This window comes from Amycolatopsis sp. NPDC114484 (genome assembly GCF_055633755.1).
The window spans coordinates 1-16,616 of record NZ_JBVKDQ010000046.1 but is presented as its reverse complement, the minus strand read 5'-3'; the positions used below and the strand labels follow the sequence as shown (position 1 = coordinate 16,616).

The window sequence follows — 16,616 nt, the reverse complement described above, 5'->3', positions numbered from 1 at the left end:
AAATGCGCGCCGCGGACGCCTTCCGGTCACCCGCCGTCGCGGCGCGGCGGCGTTTCCCGCGACCACGCGCACGGCTGCCGCGTCCCGCCCAGCAGGACCAGCACGTCCGGGCTCACGCCCGCGCGCACCCGGGAGGCGAGCTCCGGGGAGGTGTGCCCGAGTGCCGAGTAGACCGCGCGGACCAGGTATCTCGCCGCGTGCGGGGAACGCCTGGTACGCAACGAGATCTCCATCAGGAGGGCCTCCCGGTCGCACGTGCGGCCCCGGCTCGGCACGACGATGCCCAGCCGGGATTGCTCGGCCAGAGGAAGACATCGCAGCAGGCTGTCGACGACGCAGTCGATCGCGTGCCGGTTCCGTTCCGTGCTGTTTCGGCGAGGCCCCGGCAGAATTTCCTTCCGCACCAGCATGGGACCATCAACTCCTTGGCGCAGAGTATCCGATCCACCGCTCGGCGTGACGTTCCTGTTCCGTGCGACGGAAAACGAACCGGCCACAGTCCATTGTGGACCCGGCGGCGGGTTCAGCCGGGCGAGCCGGACAAAACGGCGAGCCGGTCGAGGGCCTCGCGCAGGCGCGCGGGCACGTCGCCGGCGCGCTGACCGGCCGGAACCGACAGGTGCAGCGTCGCGTGGCTCGTGCCCGCCTCGCCGGACGCGACCTGGAGCCAGCCGCCGCTCCATTCCAGCCGGAGCCGGTCGCCGTGCCCGGCCGGGGGCGCGGCGACCGGGCCGGGCAGCCATTCGTTCAGGTGCGCGGCGTCGGCGGCGACGGCGTACACGTGGTCCGCCGTCGCGGGCATCCTCCGCTCGGCTTCGAACTCGGTCATGATCTTGGCTGCCTGGTGCGCGGCGGCGCCGAACCGGAACGTCCACAGTGGACGTTCGCGGACGGCAAGACGCCGGTCACCCCGTCTCGCCGAGGACGGCGTCGAGGTCGGCCGGGGTGCCGAGCGTCCGGATTTCGGGCGGTGCGAGGCAGCCGATCCGGTGGTCGTCGTCGCGCACCGCGGCGGCGAACTCGGCGACCCGGGACGCGGGCGGGGCGACCGAGGGCCCGCCCAGGTAGCGGATGACGATGAGGTCCTCGCCGGAATGGGTTTCCACGGCGGCGGCCCAGCCGTGGATCTCGTCCCACAGCAGGGCGACGTCGCGGCCGGGGTAGGCGGGCAGCCGGCCGTCGAGGGCGACGTAGGCCGACACCGGGGTGTCGTGGTCGACGGTGCAGGACTCGAGGCCGATGCCCAGTGCGCCGGTGACGTCGGCGAGGTAATTCCACAATCGCGCCGCGGCGGGGTGCGACGGGCTGGTCTGGGCGGTGTGCAGCGGCATGGACACGGGGACAACGCCTTTCTCGCGCGAAGGGCTGGCGCGGAGCGGGGGTGGCCCGCTCCGCGCGAGGGACCGCGTGGGGTTCTCCGGCTAGCGGCCGGGGCGCGCCCTGGCGGGCGGTCCGGATCTGATTCCCGGTGAAGGGGCACGGGAAACCTGCGGAGCGCGGCCAATCGGCCCGCGGGACCGGCCGGTCATCCGGATGCACCTCCACCGCTCGACAGGGACGCTCCTTTCTTCTAGCATGTCGTCGAAATGATGACAACTGCCTAGTCGTCGAGAGGATGACGCGATGGCGGAGGTGGACCCCGCCCTGCTGGTCGAAGGCGTCCGCGAGGCGGTGCTGGCCGCCCGGGACGACGGCGCGGCGGCCGAACGGTCGCTGGCCGCGCTGTCCGCGTTGCGGGCGCTGCGCGACCAGCTCGGCGAGTGGGAGCCGCAACTGATCGCGGCCGCGCGGGAGGCGGGCGCGAGCTGGGCCGCGCTGGCCCCGGCGCTGGGCGTGGCGAGCAGGCAGGCCGCCGAACGCCGGTACCTGCGGCTGCGGCCGTCGGCGACCGGGGAGACCACCGGCGAGGCCCGAGTGCACGCCGAACGCGACCGCCGCGCGGGAGACCGGGCGGTCGCGGACTGGGCGCGGCGCAACGCGGCGGTGCTGCGGCGGCTGGCCGCCGAAGCCAGCTCCGCGCCGGATCTGGACCCCGCGGGACAGGAAAGCGCCGACCGGCTCGGCGTCGCGCTGGGAGAGGACGATGTCACGAACCTGCTGCGGCCGCTGGCGGACGTGCGCGCGCATCTCGAATCGCGGCACGCCGCGCTGGCGGACCGGGTCGGGGAGATCGGCGAGCACACCGACCGGTTGCGCCAGGACGCGGCGGGGCAGCGGCGCGGGCGGGCGCAGTGAGCCGGGGCGGGGGAGTGCGGGCGGTCCGGGTCGTGGCGGCTCGCCGGGCGAGTGCGCCGGCCGGCCGTGCGTCGCGGCCGTCCGCGATCAGCCCGGCTGGCAGAACGGATCGGCGAGCACGAGACCAGGAGCCGCGTCCGCGCGCAATGAGCCGAACGTCGCATCACGGGCGCCCCCGCGCTGCCGGTGCTCCGGTGATCCGAGATCATTTCCGCGACGGCATTCGTGCGTGGCCGCCGTCATGAGTCATGCTATTCGCGGTTGAGCAGCCAGCCGCGTACTTTTCCTGCCCGGACGCGAGCGCGCCGGGCTTCCTGAGGAGGGAAAGAGCGATGAGTGAGCTGACCGACCCGGTGATCGACCCGCCGGGTTCGCTGGCGATCGACCGGGCCGACCGCTCTCCCGCGGCGGTGCTGGCCCTGAACGGGGACCTGGACCTCGGGACCGCCCCGAAATTGACGGCCGCGGTCGCCGAAACCGTCTCCGGGCGGCCCCCGGTGCTGGTGCTGGACCTGACCGGGGTCGACTTCCTCGCCTCGGCGGGGCTGACCGTGCTGCTGGCCGCGTGCCGGGAGGCTCCGGAGGGCACCGAGGTGCGGATCGTCGCGTCCGGCCGGGCGACCCTGCGGCCGATCCAGCTGACCGGGCTGGAACAGAGCCTGCCGCTGTACCGCACGCTCGAAGAGGCGCTGGCCGGGTGATCAGTCCGTTCCGGCCCCGGCGGTGCGGTGGAGCACGACGAGTGCGACGTCGTCCTGCGGGGGCCGGGACCCCACCATGGCGGCCATGATCCGGGCGCAGGCCCGTTCCGGGTCCTCCGGCCGGACCAGTTCGGCGAGCTGGTCCATGCCGACGTCGACGAGCCGGTCGCGCCGCTCGACGAGACCGTCGGTGTAGAAGACGGCGACGGCTCCCGGCGGCAGTTCGACGACGGTGGTGCGCCGCTGCACGGTGGCCCCGACGGTCAGCCCGACGGGCGGATCCGGCGGAGCCGCCACGAGTTCGGCCGGTTCGCCCGGCGTCGCCACGATCGGCGGCAGGTGCCCGGCGAGCGACAGCGCCATGCTTTCGTGTCCGGGTCTGAGCACGCCGTACGCGACCGTCGCCATCACGCCGTGCTCGAAGTGGTTGGCCTTGCGGTCCAGCTTGGCGAGGACTTCGGCGGGATCGTCGCAGTCGAGCGCGTACGCGCGCAGAGCGCTGCGGAGCCGCCCCATGATGACCGCGGCTTCGAGGCCGTGCCCGGAGACGTCGCCCATCACGATGCCGGTCTGGTCGCCGGGAAGCCGGAAGACGTCGTACCAGTCGCCGCCGAGCCCGGCCTCCGCGCCCGGCACGTAGCGGGCGGCCATGCGCAGCCCGTCGATGACCGGCAGCACGCCGGGGAGCAGGCTCCGCTGCAGGGCGATGGTCGCGGCCTGGTTCTGGTGCATGGTCTCCGCCTGCAGCACAGCGGCCAGCCGGTCGGCCAGCAGCCGCAAAGTTTCGATGTCGGTGGTGCTGAAGCGGCGCTCCCGCACGGCTCCGATGTGCAGCACGCCGACCAGTTCGGTCCCGGCCAGCATCGGGACGCCGAGCATGGTGTGCAGGCCGCGTTCGGACAGCAGCGCGTTGAGCACCGTGGTCTTGTCGACCCGGTCGATGACGACCGGCTGCCGGCGCGCGGCGACGGCTCCGGCGAACCCCGCCCCGACCGGCACCTGGACCCCCTGGTAGACCTCCTCCTCGAGCCCGGCGGCCGCGACGGCGACAAGGCGCGCCCACCGGGACTCGTGCCGCAGCACGGTCGCGGTGTCGACGTCGAGGACGGTGCAAGTCCGGGCGAGGATCTTCGTGAGCTCCTCGCCGAGGTCGCCGCTGCTCGCCCCGGTGCCGAGGATTTCGGCGAGGCGAGTGCGCGATTCGGGCTCCGGCGCGTGAGGCGGCATGCAGCGACAGTAACCGAACCGGCTCCGAGGTCCAGAGATGCGCGCCAACAGGTGTGAAGTCGGCCCTGTCCGGGTACGCCCGAGAAGGCACCGGCGAAGTCGAGAACGAGAAGGGGACTTCCCCACGTGATGTCAAGCGGCTGCGGCGAGGGGCGGGCAAGCGCGGCGGCGTTTTCCGGCACGGACAGGTCCCCGCGCGCCGTCGCGCCGTCGGCCGGAGAGGGGGCCTTTTGTCCCGGCCTGTGGAAGAGGGACCGGCGGTGACCGGCCCGGACGACGAGCCCTGGGTGCTGGATCTGCGCGGCACCGGCGTCTCGGCGCTGCCGCGGGTGCGCGCGTGGGCGGGCAAATCGCTGGGGCACCTGTCGCCGGATCATCTCGCCGACGTCCTGATGGTGGTCGAGGAACTCGCCTCCAACGCCTACGAGCACACCTCGGGCCCCTGCTATGCGCGATTGACGGTGCTGTCCCGGCCGTGCGTCGTGGTGATCGAAGTGGACGATCCGGAGCCCGGCCGCCCGCGGGTCCGCCCGCCGGACTACGAACGGGCGCGCGGCCGGGGAATGCTGCTCGTCGACCGGCTCGCCGACGACTGGGGCGTGCACGAGCATTCCGGCGGCAAGACGGTCTGGGCCCGGCTCGGCTGCGGGGTGCCGGCGCGGGAGGCGTGCGAGCCGTCCCGCTGACGGCGAGGTTCACCGGTCTTGCTGCGGGGCGGCGGCGTCGTGTTCGTCGCCGGAGGCGCCCTGTCCGTTGCGGATAGTCTCGCTTTCCCCCTCGGAGGGCGTGCGCCGGGTGGCGAACGGGCGGGAAATGGCCCAGGCGCGCGGGGTCGGCCACTTCGTCCACGGAGAACCCTGGGCGCGCGGGCGACGGCGAGATCGTGGTGCCGCCGCGCGACCGGAGTGGGGTGATTTCGGGGCGGTGCGGCGGAAAACGCTGTTTGTCCTGAACGGACTGGGGTATCCCGGCGGCCCGACCGAGATGGAGGACCGCCATGACGACGTCTGTGCGCACCGAAGCGGAGGCCCGGCCGCTGGGCAGATTATTCCGCCTGCCCGGGGTCTACCGTCCGCAAGAGGACACCGCTTTGCTCGCCGGCGTGCTGGCGGAGGACCCGCGCATCGGGTGCGGAATGCGTTGCGCGGACGTGGGAACCGGCAGCGGCGCGCTGGCGGTCGCCTTGGCCCGGACCGGTGCCGCGGTCGTCGCGGCCGACATCTCGATGCGGGCCTTGGCTTCCGCGTGGATGAACACCGTGCTGCGGGCGCTGCCGATCGGCCTGCTCCACGGTGGGCTCGAAGAGATGGCCGAAACCGGACCGTACGACATCGTGGTCGCCAATCCTCCGTACGTGCCTTCGCCGACGCCGACGGTCCGCTCGACCCGCGCTTGGGACGCCGGACCGGACGGCCGCGCGATGCTGGACCCGTTGTGCGCCGCCGCGCCTTCGCTGCTGACCCGTACCGGTGCGCTTTACCTGGTGCAGTCGACGATGTCCGATGTGGACAAGACCCGGTTCGCGCTGGCGGCGGGCGGATTGCGCAGCGAGGTGCTGGCGCGGGCGCGAGTGCCGTTCGGGCCGGTGGTGTCCGGACGGCTGGACTACCTGACCGAACGCGGATTCCTGCGGCCCGGCGACCGCTCGGAGGAACTGGTGGTGCTCCGTGCCGCGCGATGAACGCCGGGTCCGGGTGGTGCCGGGCGGACCGGTCCTGGTGGAGGGCCCGGTGGAGGTGTCCGCTTCGGACGGTCGGACGGTGCGGTCGGACCGGTTCGTCGTCGCGGTGTGCGCTTGCCGGCGCAGCAAGAGGTTTCCGTGGTGCGACACGAGCCACCGGAAGCGGGTCCGGGATCAGGACGGCTGACGCGGCGGCCTGGTCGCGCGGATCCGCGCGACCAGGCCGTTCCCCGTAGGGCAAGGGCCGGTCAGGGCAGCGGCTGGCGCAGCGACGACAGCCCCGCCCGCCAGCGGCCGAGCAGATGCTGGTCCAGCCGAGCCTCCAGGAACCCGGTGGCCTGGACGCCGAACACGACGTCCGCCGCCAGTTCCGGTTCCCCGGCCAGCAGCCCGCCCACGACCTCGTGCCGCATGACCTGCTCGTGCACCGCGTCGGCCTCGATGTGTTCGGTGTAGAAGAACCGGCAGGCCGCGGGCGCGCCGAGGCGGCGCAGGATCCGGTCCATCCGCCGCGCGCCCGGGGCGGTGGTGATCTCCGCGGCGGCGAAGTGCCCGACCAGCGCCCCGCGCGACGCCCGGTGCAGGCCGAACATCGACATCATGTTGACCAGCGCGAGCATCGGCGCGGGAACGTGTTCCAGCAACGCCAGGTAGCCCTCGGGCAGGCCGGCCGCCGCGAGCAGGTCGGCGAACAGCTTGGCGTGCACCCGGTCCGCGCGCCCGCCGCCGAACTCGTCGAACTCGACCGCCACCAGTCCCGCCTTCGCCGGACCGGACAGCCGCGGGATGACCCAGGCGTGCGGGTCGGCTTCCTTGAGGTGGTAAATCGAGCGGTGCGCGAACAATTCCCGCACGTGCCGCCATTCGCCTTCCTCCAACAGGAAACCGACAGCGCCGGCAGCGTCGCGTTCGGTCAGCAGCGCGTCGAATTCGGCGTCCGGGCCGGAGCCGCCGGGAACCGAGTCGCGCAGTGCCGAGCGGAACGTGTTTTCCAGCTCTGCCCGGACTCTCAGCAGAGCGGTGTCCCATTCCCGTTCCGCGTCGACGCCCGGCAACCCGCGGTAGTGCAGTTCGTAGCAGAGATGCAGGCCGAGGTGGAGGTCGTCCCCGAACGGGTCGGCGTCGCGGAGATCGACGGCGGGCTGGCTGCCAGGTTCGCGCAGCATCTCCAGCAACGCGGCGGAAACCGGGCCGCGGGCAGTCGGCAGCGCGGTGAGGGAGGTCGTCATTGGCCCCGGGTACCCGCCTGACGCGGCCTCACGCGTGGGACAGTGCGCGCGGCGATCATCGGGCCCGCTCGGCCCGGCTTTTCGTTGTGCGGCCGGACCTGCGGCTCAGCTGTGGAACCGCGTGGTCTCGGCGAGCGGGGCCCGGCCGACCGCGAACCGGTTGACCGGCGCGGCGCGATCGGCGTAGCCGAACGAGATCCCGAACAGCAGTTTCCCGCCGCCGAGGCCGAGAGTTTCCCGGACCGTGTCCGCGTAGAAGCTCAGCAATCCTTGCGGGCAGATGGAAACTCCGTGCGCCTGCATGGCCAGCAGCAAGGTCTGGCCGTACATCCCGACGTCCGCCGCGAGCCGGGCTTCGGCGGTGTCCGGCGCGAACAGCAGCGCGACGTGCGGGGCGCCGTAGAAGCGCAGGCTTTCGGCGTCGTAGGCGGCACGTGCGCCATGGTCGTCCAAGCCGATTTGCAGTGCGCCGTACAACGCGCCACCCGCCGCGGCCCGGCGCTCTTGGTGCACGGCTTCGTAAATCGCTTCGCTGTACGGGAAATCGACCGATCGGCGACCCGCCTCGTGCGCGGCGACCAGTGCGTCGGCGAGCTGGTCCCGCTTCGCCCCGCTGACGACCTCGACCTGCCACGGCTGCGCGTTGGAATTGGACGGTGCCGCGGCGGCGAGGTCGAAGATCTCGCGGAGGGTGCTGTCCGGAACGGGGTCGGGCCGGAACGACCGGGTCGCGCGCCGCCCGCGGATGAGGGTCGCGGCGGCGTCGGCGAGTTCGGTGGCGGGCATCGGGACTGCTCCTTAGATAAACGATTTCGTATACCTAAGGACGGTAGCAGGCTCCGGCGGCTTAAGTAAACGTTTCTGTACACTTGGCCGCATGGTCGAGGAGAAGGCCCGCCGGGCCGGTCGCGGCGGACGCGAGCGCGTGCTGGCCGCCGCCGCGGACCTGTTCGCCCGGCACGGCATCACCGGCACGACGATGGAGCAGGTCGCCGCCGCGGCTCCGGTGTCGAAGCGGACGCTGTACCTGCATTTCCCGGTCAAGGACGATCTGGTCGTCGCGTACCTTCAGGACCTCATCCGCTCCGGTGACACCCTGCACGACGTGCTGACCCGCGCGGATCTCCCGCCGCGGCAACGGCTTCTCGCGATGTTCGAGCTGCCGAAGTTCGAGCCGGTGCGCGGCTGCCTGTTCGTGGACGCGGCGGCGGAGTACCCCGACCCGGACAGCGCGGTGCACGCCTACGCGCGGGAGCAGAAGCTGTTGATGCTCCGGCTGGTCACCGATCTCGTCACGGAGCTGGGGGCCGCCGATCCCGCCGCGCTCGCCGAGCAGTTGGTCACGCTGGCAGACGGAGCCGCGAGCCGCGCGATGGTCCTCGGCGATGCGAACTACGGCCGCCATGCGCGCGCGGCGGCCGAGGTGCTCCTGGAGTGCGCGCTCGGCTGACGGGTGTCGTTATTCGCCGTCCGTGAAGGGCTCTGATTCCCTCAGAGGGTGTTGTGAAACCTGGTGATCGGCTCGGTGTGTCCGCTGTGGTGGCGGGGCGGCGATGGTGATCATCGGGTGGGGTGTGCGGGTGTAGGTGCAAGCCGGTTTATGGCTCGCCGTTGAGGGATGCGCAGTGGGCGGTGGTCGAGCCGTTGCTGCCGCGGACTCATCCGGGTCTGGGCCGGCGGCCGCGGGTCTATTCGCGTCGGCTGGTCGTGGACACGATCAGTTTTGTTCTGGTCAGCGGGTGTGCGTGTGCACGACCTGCTGCGCGACGAAGTCCGCGCCCGCGACGGGCGCGACCCGCAGCCGTGACGTCGGCGTCGGTGCGGGACCGGCCCGGAGCCCGGCGGCTGCTGGCCGGAAGCCGGGCACGGTTCCCGCTGCTTGGCTTGGTGCGGGTCGAGGGCGGCTACGTCAATTCCAAGGACGCGACGCTGGTGGACTGGGCCCGCCGGGAAGAAAACGTGGAGGTCGTGGCAGTGCTCCGGAACGCGGATCTGCGAGGCTTCCGGGTGCTGTCCAGACGGTGGGTGGTGGAACGAACCTTCGGCTGGCTCGCGAGGCGGGAGACGCTGACCCGCGACTACGAACGCACAACCGCCCACGCCGGAGCGATGATCCAGTTCGCGATGACCCGGCTGATGGCCGCCCGCCTCGCCGACGAACACATCAAACCCCGCGGCCCCATCGAAACCGAAGCAGCACGCCGCCCAGCCGAAGACCACGACGACTGACCGTCCAGGTTCCACAAAACCCTCTCAGGGAGCCCTTCACGGACTTCTGACGGGGGAGGGGCGGCGAGGACTAGGCGAGCTTCAGCAGCAGTTCGCTCAGCTCGACCGGCATCGTGATCATGCAGTCGTGCCCGGTCGGCAGCTCCCACACCTGCGCCGGCGTCCCGTTGGGCTGGATCGCCGGGACCGGGCGGCGGGTGATGCCTTCCGGGGTCGCGCCGACGCAGTGGATGTGCGTCCGCGGGATCGCGCGCGCGGCTGGATTGTCGAGCCGCACCGGCTGTTGCAGGCAGCGCACCGGCTGGTCGGAGAGCATTTCGCGCAGCCAGGCGACGTCGGCCGGGTCGGTGACGCCGAACAGCCCGAACGGCGCGGGCCGCTCCGGCAGCGGCGGGACGCGCCAGCCGTCGCCGTGCTGTGCGGCGAGGTCGATGAGGCGTTGGCTGACCGGCTGGACGTCGACCGCGGTTTCGCCGTCCTCGGGGACCATCGCGTCGAGATAGACCAGTTCGGCGACCCGGTCCGGGACCTCGTCGGCGGCCGACGAGATGACCAGCCCGGCGTAGCTGTGGCCGACCAGGACCACGTCTTCCTCGCCGCGGAGCAGTTCCACGATGTCCTGGACATGGGTGTCGAGCCCGATTTCGGGGCTGAGCACGTGTTTCTTGTCGCCGTAGCCGGTCAGCGAGGGCGCGAGCACCCGGTGCCCGGCCGATTCCAGCAGCGGGACCACCCGGTCCCACGCCCGGCCGCTGTGCCACGCGCCGTGGACCAGCACAAACGTCGTCATAGTCAGGATTCCTCGAGGCTTTGCGGTTACCGGAAGTAACCCGGTACTGTTCGAGAACCATTGTGATCGCCCGCGCGGCGGCGGGCAATAAGGCACTAATCAGTGCCCCGGTTCTCCGGAGGTAACCATGGCCGACGACGTGTGCCGCACCCGAGTGGTCCTGGAGATCGTGGGCGACAAATGGGCGTTGCTGATCGTCCGCACGCTGCGCGACGGACCGCGGCGGTTCACTGAACTCAAAAGGGAAATCGAGGGGATCAGCCAGCGGATGCTCACCGTCACGCTGCGGGACCTGGAACGCGACGGGATCCTCACCCGGACTGTCCGCAATGTCATGCCGCCGCACGTTTCCTACGAGCTGACGGCGATGGGCCGGACTCTCCGCGAAGCGACCGCGCCGTTGCTGGAATGGAGCGTCGGGCATTTGGCGAAGATCGAAAAGGCCCGTGCGGACTACGACGCTCGCTGAACGGAATGGGCCAGCTCGCTGAACCGGCGCAGCAACGGATCGCTTGACCGGCGCGTCGGCCACAGCAGGCGCAGCGCGACCCGCGGCGCGTTCCGCAGCGGGAGGTGCGCGACGCGCGCGTGGGTGTGCGCCTCGGCGGCGGACGTGGTGGTCGACCCGACGGCCCGCCCGGACGCGATGATCGTGAGCCATTCGTCGTAGCTGCCGCACCGGATCACCTGCGCGGGCCGGTTCTCCGGCGGCCAGTCGAGCGGACTGGTCGCGCCGCTGACGGTGTTCACGACGACCGGATGCGCGGCCAGCTCCGCCCAGTCCAGTTCCGCACGCGCCGCCAGTTCCGAACTCGCGGCGACCGCGGCCAGCCGATCCTCCTCGAACAGCACCGTTCCGCTGATCCCGGAAGCGTCGACGTCGCCGCGGACCAGCGCCGCGTCGACGTCGCCGGAATGCAAGGCGGCCACGATGTCGTCGCGGCGCAGGAGAGTGGCCGTCGCACCGGTCGCGGTTTCGAAGGCGGCCAGCAGATCGCTCGCCCACGGATCCGGCAGCGCCCACTGGAACCCGATCCGCAGCCCGGCGTTTCCGCCCGCCGCGGCGAGTGCGGTGTCGAGATCGCGCAGCACGGCCCGGAGCCGGCCGAGCAGTTCGCCGCCTGCCTCGGTCGGCTCGACCCCGTGCGGCGTGCGTTCCAGCAGGCGCGTTCCAACCGACTCCTCGAGCTGCTGGATCGTGCGCGTGAGCGCTGGCTGGGTGATCAGCAGTTCGCGGCTCGCGGCCGTGAACGTGCCGCACGTCGCGACCGTCACGAACGCGCGCAGATGCCGCAGTTCGACCTCCATGTCCGGCAGCCTACCCAGCTATGCCCCTCGCGCATGGCGTCGCTGCGACGGGCATTTCCCTGCCAGGTTCCGGATTTCTACCGTGGGATGCATGGACCAGGAGACGACCGCCTTCCCCGGCTGGATCGCGCGCGACACCGGCGGCGCGACGCTCGATCAGCTCGACCCGGCGATGCTGGACGACCTCGACACCACCGTTCTCGTGCGCTACTCCAGCATCAACTACAAAGACGCACTCGCGCTGCACGGCCGCCCCGGCGTCGTCCGGCGGCATCCGCTCGTCGTCGGGATCGACCTGACCGGCGAAGTGCTCGCTTCCCGGCATCCGCGCTGGCAGGCGGGCGACATAGTCACGCTCAACGGCGCGGGTCTCGGCGAAGACCTGCACGGCGGCCTGGCCGGTGTCGCCGCGGTCAACGGCGACGACCTCGTCCGCGTCCCGGCACAGCTCGGCTCCCTTCGCGCGGCGGCCGTCGGCACCGCCGGATTCACCGCGGCCCTCAGCCTGCTCGCGCTGGAACGCCACGGCCTGGCCCCGGAAACCGGTCCAGTCCTGGTCACCGGCGCAGGCGGCGGTGTCGGCTCGATCGCGGTCGCGTTGCTGGCGGCGGCTCGATACGAGGTCATCGCCGCCACCGGGCGACCTGCCGAACTGTCGGGGCAACTCACCGCACTGGGCGCCGCGCAGGTCCTCGACCGCGCCGAACTCACGTCTTCTGGCAAGCCACTGGGCAAACAGCGCTGGGCAGGCGTGGCCGACGCGGTCGGCGGTCCGGTTCTCGCCGGTGCGCTCGCCGGCCTGCAACACTCCGGCGTCGCGACGACCTGCGGACTGGCCGGAGGCGCCGAGTACCCCGGCAACGTCCTGCCGTTCATCCTGCGCGGCGTCTCCCTGCTCGGGATCGACTCGGTCCGCACGCCTCCGCTCCGCCGCGAGGCCGCCTGGCAGCGCCTGGCCCAGCTGCTCGCCCCGGCGCTCCTGGACTCCGTGACGCGTGTCGTTCCACTCGCGGACGCCAAGGACGCCGCCGCTTCGCTCCTGGCCGGTGCTGGTACCGGCCGCATCGTGGTCGATGTCGCTTCGGCCGGAAAGGAAGCCCAGTGAACGCCTTCGACGAACTGATGACCCTGCGCGACGCCCCGCGCCCGGCGGCCGACGAGGTCACGATCACCGGCTCGGACCCGCTTTTCGCCTCCCCGTTCCGGATCGGCGAGACCCTCGCCGACGCACTCGCCGCCCGCGCGGTCGCCGCGAACGACCTGTGGGAATTGCGGACTGGACGTCGGCAGAAAATCGCGGTCGACGTCCGTGCCGCCGCGGCCACTGCCCTCGGCGGCGAAGACATGACGCTCGTCCGTGCCGCGGACGGCGAGTACCGCCCCGCGCCGCTTTCGCCCGCCGTCGAGCACATGGTCGCGCTCACCCAGCCGTGGCCGACCGCCGACGGACGGTGGTTTCTGCCGCATTTCAACCTGCCGCATCTGGAACGCCGGGTCCTGGACGTACTCGACTGCGAGCCGACGCCGTCCTCCGTCGCGGCCGCCGTTGCCAGGTGGAAGGCCGAGGACCTGGAGGACGCCATCGCCGCCGCTGGCGCGTGTGGCGGAGTCGTGCGCACGCCGGACGAATGGCTAGCGCATCCGCACGGTTCCTACCTGGCCACGCGCCCGGTTGTCGAGATCACCAAAATCGGTGACAGCGCGCCTTCTCCGCTGCCCGACGGCGGCGCTTCGCCTCTTTCTGACGTCCGGGTCCTGGACCTGACCCGCATCCTGGCTGGTCCCACCGCGGCGCTGAGCCTGGCCGAACACGGTGCGAACGTCCTGATGGTGACCGCTCCGCACTTGCCTCAGGTCGCGCCCTTCGTGCGGGACACCAGCCATGGCAAGCGAAGCACGTATCTCGATTACTCCATAGTGGACGATTCGGCCCGGTTGTGGTCTTTGGCCAGTACTGCGGATGTGTTCGTCGAAGGCTACCGCCCGGGCCGGATGTCCGCCCACGGCTTCGGCCCGGAGGATCTCGCGGCGCTGCGCCCGGGGATCGTCTACGTGAGCGTGAACTGCTTCGGCTCCGGCGGTCCGTTCGGAATGCGCGCCGGATGGGACCAGGTCGCGCAAGCCGTGACCGGCGCCTGTGTGATTCAGGGCGGCGACCGTCCACAGTTGACTCCGGTGTACCTGTGCGACTTCCTGACCGGCTTCCTCGGGAGTTACGGCGCGATGCTGGCGTTGGCGCGCCGTGCTAGGGAGGGCGGGTCGTATCACGTGCGGGTTTCGCTGTGTCAGTCGTCGATGTTGTTGCAGCGACAGGGATTGCTGACGGACTACGCCGACGCTCCGGGGCGGTTGACTGAGGAGGAATTCGAGCGCTACGCGGTTTCGGACGCTGGCACGATCTACGGCGATTTGAAGAGCCTCGGGCCGGTGATCCGGATGAGCGAAACACCGCCCCGATGGGAGGGGACGACTCCTCGGCTGGGGAGTTCCCCTCCGGAGTGGTGATCCGGCCTCCCGGGCGTGTTGATCTGACTGTGGCACTTTTGATTCGGTCAGATAAAACAGCAGGCGGGGCGATGGATCGGACATTCACCAACCAGGCTCGGCGCGCGCATCCTTCCGCTGGTGAGCGGTCCGAACTGTCCTATCGGGACACCATGCGGGCCAATGTGGACGGGCGGCGGGTCCTCGTCGTGACGGCGAGCCTGGCCGGGCTCACCGGTTCGCCGGAACTGTTCTCCGCGACCGGCAGGCACGCCTTGATCGGCCTGGTCCGGTCGGCCGCGCCGCAGCTGGCCGCGGGCTGGTGAACGGGAGCCTCGCGGTTCCCGTCGTTCCAGGAGAGGCAAGCCGGTGACACTCGCAAGGGGCTACGAGGTTTCCTCCTGCTTCGGATGGTGTACCTCGCAGTCGGGATTCGGGCAGTTCTCCGCGTGCCGGGCGTTCCAGGCCGCAAGCATTTTCTCGTACCGGATCTCGAACTCGGCGTCTCGGCGGGCTCGCCAGGGCGACACGGCGAGCCGCCGGGTCACCAGGAGTTCGCCAGGCGCGTAGTCGTTCTCCGTCCGGGCTGCTTCGAGCCCGCCGGCGGTGAGGATCGCGAGCATCGCCTTGGCCATCGACTCGTCGATCGTGGCGGTGAGTTTCGCGAAGGCCGCGCATTCTTCGCGTTCGCGGTGCGGGTCGTCTCCCCAGGCCTGTTGCGACGTGTCGGTGAGCTGGGGGCCGTGCTCCCAGGAGACCAGGACGCCGTCGAGTCCCGGACGGCGGACGGCGACGAGCGCGCCGGACGTGCCGGTCGGGTGTTGTTCGGGGACCACGGGAAGCCCGGCCGCGACGAGTTCGTCCTGGACGATCCGGACGAGGGTTTCGAGGCGCTGGAGCGGGGTGGGTTCGGTGGGGTTCATGCCTGGGCCTTTCCGCTGCCGCCGGTGGTCGGGTGGTGAGTTTCGCAGTCGGGGTTCTGGCATTCGGCTGCGCCCCGTGCTGCCCAGGCCGCTTGCATTTTGTCCATCCGCGCCGCGTCCCGGGCGGACCGGCGGGCTTGCCACGGAGACGCGGCGAGCCGCTGAGTGACCAGAATTTCATCGGACACGTGGGCGCTGTCGATCCTCACGGCCGCCAGCCCGACGGCCGTGAGGATCGACAGCAGGGCCTCGGCCATCGCTTCCCGGACCGTGTCGGCTTGCTTGGTGAACGCGGCGAATTCTTCGCCTTCGTGATGCGGGTCGTCGCCCCACGCGGCCATCAGTGCGTCGTTGAACTGGCTGCTTTGATGCCAATGGACCACGACGCCGCGAAGGTCCGGTTCGTCGACGCGCACCGACGCGCCAGAGCCGGTACTGCCCTGCATCAGGGGCAGTCCAGCCGCCAGGAGTTCGTCTCGGACTGTGTCGGCGAGTACCTCTAGGCGGGGAAGCGGTGAGGCTGGGAACGGCTCCGTCGTCATGAGTCGATCTTCCCAGCCCCCGCGGACGGATCCGGCGGCGGAGGCCGGGTTGGCGGCGGGATGCGGTTTTCGGGATGAAGCCGTTCAGCTGTGGGGCATTCCTCTGTTCCTGGCGCTATTCCTCGCGAATCGACTGTGCGGGTGTGGACCCTCTCCTGTTTTGCCTATGTTGCAAGGAAAGGGGCAGGTGAAGCTAGGGGCGGACTGATGGCAGACGCCGAGTACGAAGGCGAAATGGACCGGGGCGGGGCCGCTCTGGCGGTGCGGGATTTCCGTGCTGCCTAACGGTATTTCGGGCGTGCGCACAATCTTGGCCACGACGTGCTGGCCGACCACCTGGCCGCGCATCGCGGGCTGCTGGCGACCGCGTGGAAGCAGCGACGGTTCGATCGGGTGTTCGCGCAGCTCTTCCTGATGGGCGGGGCCGCCCTGTTCGACCGGAAGCAGAAGAAACCCGCTGGTTCGGCTTGAGGGGGTGCGCGGCTGCGTGTGCCCGGGCCGAACTTCGTCCGAGGACGTACTATTGTGGGCGGGCAGGGATGCGGGGACAGGCTGCGGCGGGCCGGACGGGCTGCTGGGGCGCGGGTGCGTAGTTAAGGTCGAGGGATGTCGACAGCAGTGGGTGGGTCAGCGAAAGGCGGGCCTCGGGCGGGGCGGCGGGTCAGCCTGGAGGCGCCCGCGGATCTCGCCGCGGCGCCGGGGTATGGGGCTCGCCGGCTGTATCAGGCGTATTTGGCGGCTTGGAATCGGCATGTCGATTCGGTGCTGACCGGGCCGCAGTTCGCGGTGTTGTCGGCGGTGCGGGCTTATCCCGGGTTCGATCAGACCGCGCTGGCCAAGGCGGTCGCGCTGGATACTTCGACGATGGCCGACGTGTGCCGGAGGCTGGAGAATCGGGGGCTGATCGTGCGGGGGCCCGCGCCGCATGATGCCCGGGCGAAGGTGTTGACGCTTACGGAGGACGGGGCGGCTGCGTTTCGGGAGGTCACTCGGCGGACGCGGAAGCTGGATCAGGCGTTGCTCGAGGGTTGTCCGGAGGAGCGGCGGGGGGAGATCGCGGGGATGTTGAACGAGTTGGGGGCGTTGTGGGAGGCGGTTGCTGAGAGGGCGGAGATTTAGCGGTTGGGGGGCGGGCTCGTCGCCTGGCGGCGACGTTGCGCCTCCTCCTCGTGGGGGCACCCCGAAGCTGAGTGTGACTACGGCGCGGGGGGGGGTGTTGCGGTGGGGGGGAAGGCCGTACCGAACCCCCTCCCCTCCGATTTTTGCT

At 71.1% G+C, this 16,616-nt stretch carries 21 protein-coding genes and 2 pseudogenes; 13 read left to right on the top strand and 10 right to left on the bottom strand.

All coding sequences use genetic code 11. The features are described from left to right. Window positions 1-26: 26 nt before the first annotated feature. The 3 genes from ACZ7SW_RS45530 to ACZ7SW_RS45520 form a co-directional block, all read right to left on the bottom strand. Entirely contained in the window at window positions 27-410 is a 384-nt protein-coding gene (locus ACZ7SW_RS45530) for a DUF2267 domain-containing protein (protein ID WP_470236607.1), read from the bottom strand. Window positions 411-523: 113 nt separating this feature from the next. Beyond that, entirely contained in the window at window positions 524-829 is a 306-nt protein-coding gene (locus ACZ7SW_RS45525; protein ID WP_470236606.1) for an SRPBCC family protein, read from the bottom strand. Between the two features lie 76 nt (window positions 830-905). After that, window positions 906-1,331, bottom strand: coding sequence for a DUF6292 family protein (locus ACZ7SW_RS45520; RefSeq protein ID WP_470236636.1), 426 nt, complete (start codon window positions 1,329-1,331; stop codon window positions 906-908). Window positions 1,332-1,623: 292 nt separating this feature from the next. Here ACZ7SW_RS45520 and ACZ7SW_RS45515 point away from each other — a divergent pair, with 292 nt between their 5' ends. Both ACZ7SW_RS45515 and ACZ7SW_RS45510 read left to right on the top strand, forming a co-directional pair. Further along, a complete protein-coding gene (locus ACZ7SW_RS45515; protein ID WP_470236605.1) occupies window positions 1,624-2,235 on the top strand; it encodes an HSP18 transcriptional regulator in 612 nt (203 codons plus the stop codon). 332 nt (window positions 2,236-2,567) lie between these two features. Next, window positions 2,568-2,936, top strand: a complete 369-nt coding sequence (locus ACZ7SW_RS45510; protein WP_470236604.1) for an STAS domain-containing protein — start codon at window positions 2,568-2,570, stop codon at window positions 2,934-2,936. Here the strand turns inward: ACZ7SW_RS45510 and ACZ7SW_RS45505 are convergent, their stop codons facing one another. Continuing rightward, complete coding sequence (locus tag ACZ7SW_RS45505; RefSeq protein WP_470236603.1) at window positions 2,937-4,163, bottom strand: PP2C family protein-serine/threonine phosphatase; 1,227 nt, start codon at window positions 4,161-4,163, stop codon at window positions 2,937-2,939. Between the two features lie 260 nt (window positions 4,164-4,423). On the opposite strand from ACZ7SW_RS45505, the gene ACZ7SW_RS45500 reads away from it, so the two are divergent. The 3 genes from ACZ7SW_RS45500 (at window position 4,424) to ACZ7SW_RS45490 (ending at window position 6,031) form a co-directional block, all read left to right on the top strand. Beyond that, window positions 4,424-4,849, top strand: a complete 426-nt coding sequence (locus ACZ7SW_RS45500; protein ID WP_470236602.1) for an ATP-binding protein — start codon at window positions 4,424-4,426, stop codon at window positions 4,847-4,849. Between the two features lie 311 nt (window positions 4,850-5,160). Further along, window positions 5,161-5,844: a methyltransferase gene (locus ACZ7SW_RS45495; protein ID WP_470236601.1), complete on the top strand. Its 684-nt coding sequence runs from the start codon at window positions 5,161-5,163 to the stop codon at window positions 5,842-5,844. Continuing rightward, the gene (locus ACZ7SW_RS45490) at window positions 5,831-6,031 is read left to right on the top strand and encodes a CDGSH iron-sulfur domain-containing protein (protein ID WP_470236600.1); all 201 of its coding nucleotides are present in this window, start codon (window positions 5,831-5,833) and stop codon (window positions 6,029-6,031) included. Before ACZ7SW_RS45495 ends, ACZ7SW_RS45490 begins: the two co-directional genes overlap by 14 nt. A 61-nt stretch (window positions 6,032-6,092) precedes the next feature. Here ACZ7SW_RS45490 and ACZ7SW_RS45485 read toward each other — a convergent pair whose 3' ends face one another. Together ACZ7SW_RS45485 and ACZ7SW_RS45480 are read right to left on the bottom strand one after the other, a co-directional pair. Next, window positions 6,093-7,073, bottom strand: a complete 981-nt coding sequence (locus ACZ7SW_RS45485; protein ID WP_470236599.1) for an iron-containing redox enzyme family protein — start codon at window positions 7,071-7,073, stop codon at window positions 6,093-6,095. A 105-nt stretch (window positions 7,074-7,178) separates the two neighbouring features. Beyond that, window positions 7,179-7,859, bottom strand: coding sequence for a nitroreductase family protein (locus tag ACZ7SW_RS45480; protein WP_470236598.1), 681 nt, complete (start codon window positions 7,857-7,859; stop codon window positions 7,179-7,181). Between the two features lie 91 nt (window positions 7,860-7,950). Here ACZ7SW_RS45480 and ACZ7SW_RS45475 point away from each other — a divergent pair, with 91 nt between their 5' ends. Together ACZ7SW_RS45475 and ACZ7SW_RS45470 are read left to right on the top strand one after the other, a co-directional pair. Further along, the gene (locus tag ACZ7SW_RS45475) at window positions 7,951-8,523 is read left to right on the top strand and encodes a TetR family transcriptional regulator (RefSeq protein WP_470236597.1); all 573 of its coding nucleotides are present in this window, start codon (window positions 7,951-7,953) and stop codon (window positions 8,521-8,523) included. Between the two features lie 122 nt (window positions 8,524-8,645). Then, a pseudogene (locus ACZ7SW_RS45470) lies at window positions 8,646-9,302 on the top strand (transposase). A gap of 70 nt (window positions 9,303-9,372) precedes the next feature. Here the strand turns inward: ACZ7SW_RS45470 and ACZ7SW_RS45465 are convergent. Beyond that, window positions 9,373-10,092: an alpha/beta fold hydrolase gene (locus ACZ7SW_RS45465; protein ID WP_470236596.1), complete on the bottom strand. Its 720-nt coding sequence runs from the start codon at window positions 10,090-10,092 to the stop codon at window positions 9,373-9,375. Between the two features lie 127 nt (window positions 10,093-10,219). On the opposite strand from ACZ7SW_RS45465, the gene ACZ7SW_RS45460 reads away from it, so the two are divergent. Then, on the top strand, window positions 10,220-10,561 hold the full coding sequence (locus ACZ7SW_RS45460; protein ID WP_470236595.1) for a winged helix-turn-helix transcriptional regulator: 342 nt from the start codon (window positions 10,220-10,222) through the stop codon (window positions 10,559-10,561). Here the strand turns inward: ACZ7SW_RS45460 and ACZ7SW_RS45455 are convergent. Then, window positions 10,546-11,400: a LysR family transcriptional regulator gene (locus ACZ7SW_RS45455; protein ID WP_470236594.1), complete on the bottom strand. Its 855-nt coding sequence runs from the start codon at window positions 11,398-11,400 to the stop codon at window positions 10,546-10,548. The two genes, ACZ7SW_RS45460 and ACZ7SW_RS45455, sit on opposite strands and share 16 nt — an antisense overlap. Window positions 11,401-11,491: 91 nt before the next feature. On the opposite strand from ACZ7SW_RS45455, the gene ACZ7SW_RS45450 reads away from it, so the two are divergent. The 3 genes from ACZ7SW_RS45450 to ACZ7SW_RS45440 all read left to right on the top strand — a co-directional run bounded on the left by ACZ7SW_RS45450 (window position 11,492) and on the right by ACZ7SW_RS45440 (window position 14,210). Then, complete coding sequence (locus ACZ7SW_RS45450) at window positions 11,492-12,505, top strand: acrylyl-CoA reductase family protein (RefSeq protein WP_470236593.1); 1,014 nt, start codon at window positions 11,492-11,494, stop codon at window positions 12,503-12,505. After that, on the top strand, window positions 12,502-13,905 hold the full coding sequence (locus ACZ7SW_RS45445) for a CoA transferase (RefSeq protein WP_470236592.1): 1,404 nt from the start codon (window positions 12,502-12,504) through the stop codon (window positions 13,903-13,905). Before ACZ7SW_RS45450 ends, ACZ7SW_RS45445 begins: the two co-directional genes overlap by 4 nt. A gap of 71 nt (window positions 13,906-13,976) precedes the next feature. Next, entirely contained in the window at window positions 13,977-14,210 is a 234-nt protein-coding gene (locus ACZ7SW_RS45440) for a hypothetical protein (protein WP_470236591.1), read from the top strand. A 60-nt stretch (window positions 14,211-14,270) separates the two neighbouring features. Here ACZ7SW_RS45440 and ACZ7SW_RS45435 read toward each other — a convergent pair whose 3' ends face one another. Together ACZ7SW_RS45435 and ACZ7SW_RS45430 are read right to left on the bottom strand one after the other, a co-directional pair. Further along, window positions 14,271-14,807 carry a hypothetical protein gene (locus tag ACZ7SW_RS45435; RefSeq protein ID WP_470236590.1) on the bottom strand — a complete coding sequence of 179 codons (537 nt, stop codon included), beginning with the start codon at window positions 14,805-14,807 and terminating at the stop codon, window positions 14,271-14,273. Then, a complete protein-coding gene (locus ACZ7SW_RS45430; RefSeq protein ID WP_470236589.1) occupies window positions 14,804-15,253 on the bottom strand; it encodes a hypothetical protein in 450 nt (149 codons plus the stop codon). The genes ACZ7SW_RS45435 and ACZ7SW_RS45430 overlap by 4 nt, the downstream gene beginning before the upstream one ends. A gap of 396 nt (window positions 15,254-15,649) precedes the next feature. Here ACZ7SW_RS45430 and ACZ7SW_RS45425 point away from each other — a divergent pair. Continuing rightward, window positions 15,650-15,820: pseudogene (locus ACZ7SW_RS45425) on the top strand (DUF3703 domain-containing protein); the annotation flags it as partial. A 135-nt stretch (window positions 15,821-15,955) separates the two neighbouring features. Then, on the top strand, window positions 15,956-16,468 hold the full coding sequence (locus ACZ7SW_RS45420; RefSeq protein WP_470236588.1) for a MarR family winged helix-turn-helix transcriptional regulator: 513 nt from the start codon (window positions 15,956-15,958) through the stop codon (window positions 16,466-16,468). The last annotated feature ends 148 nt before the right edge of the window (window positions 16,469-16,616 follow it).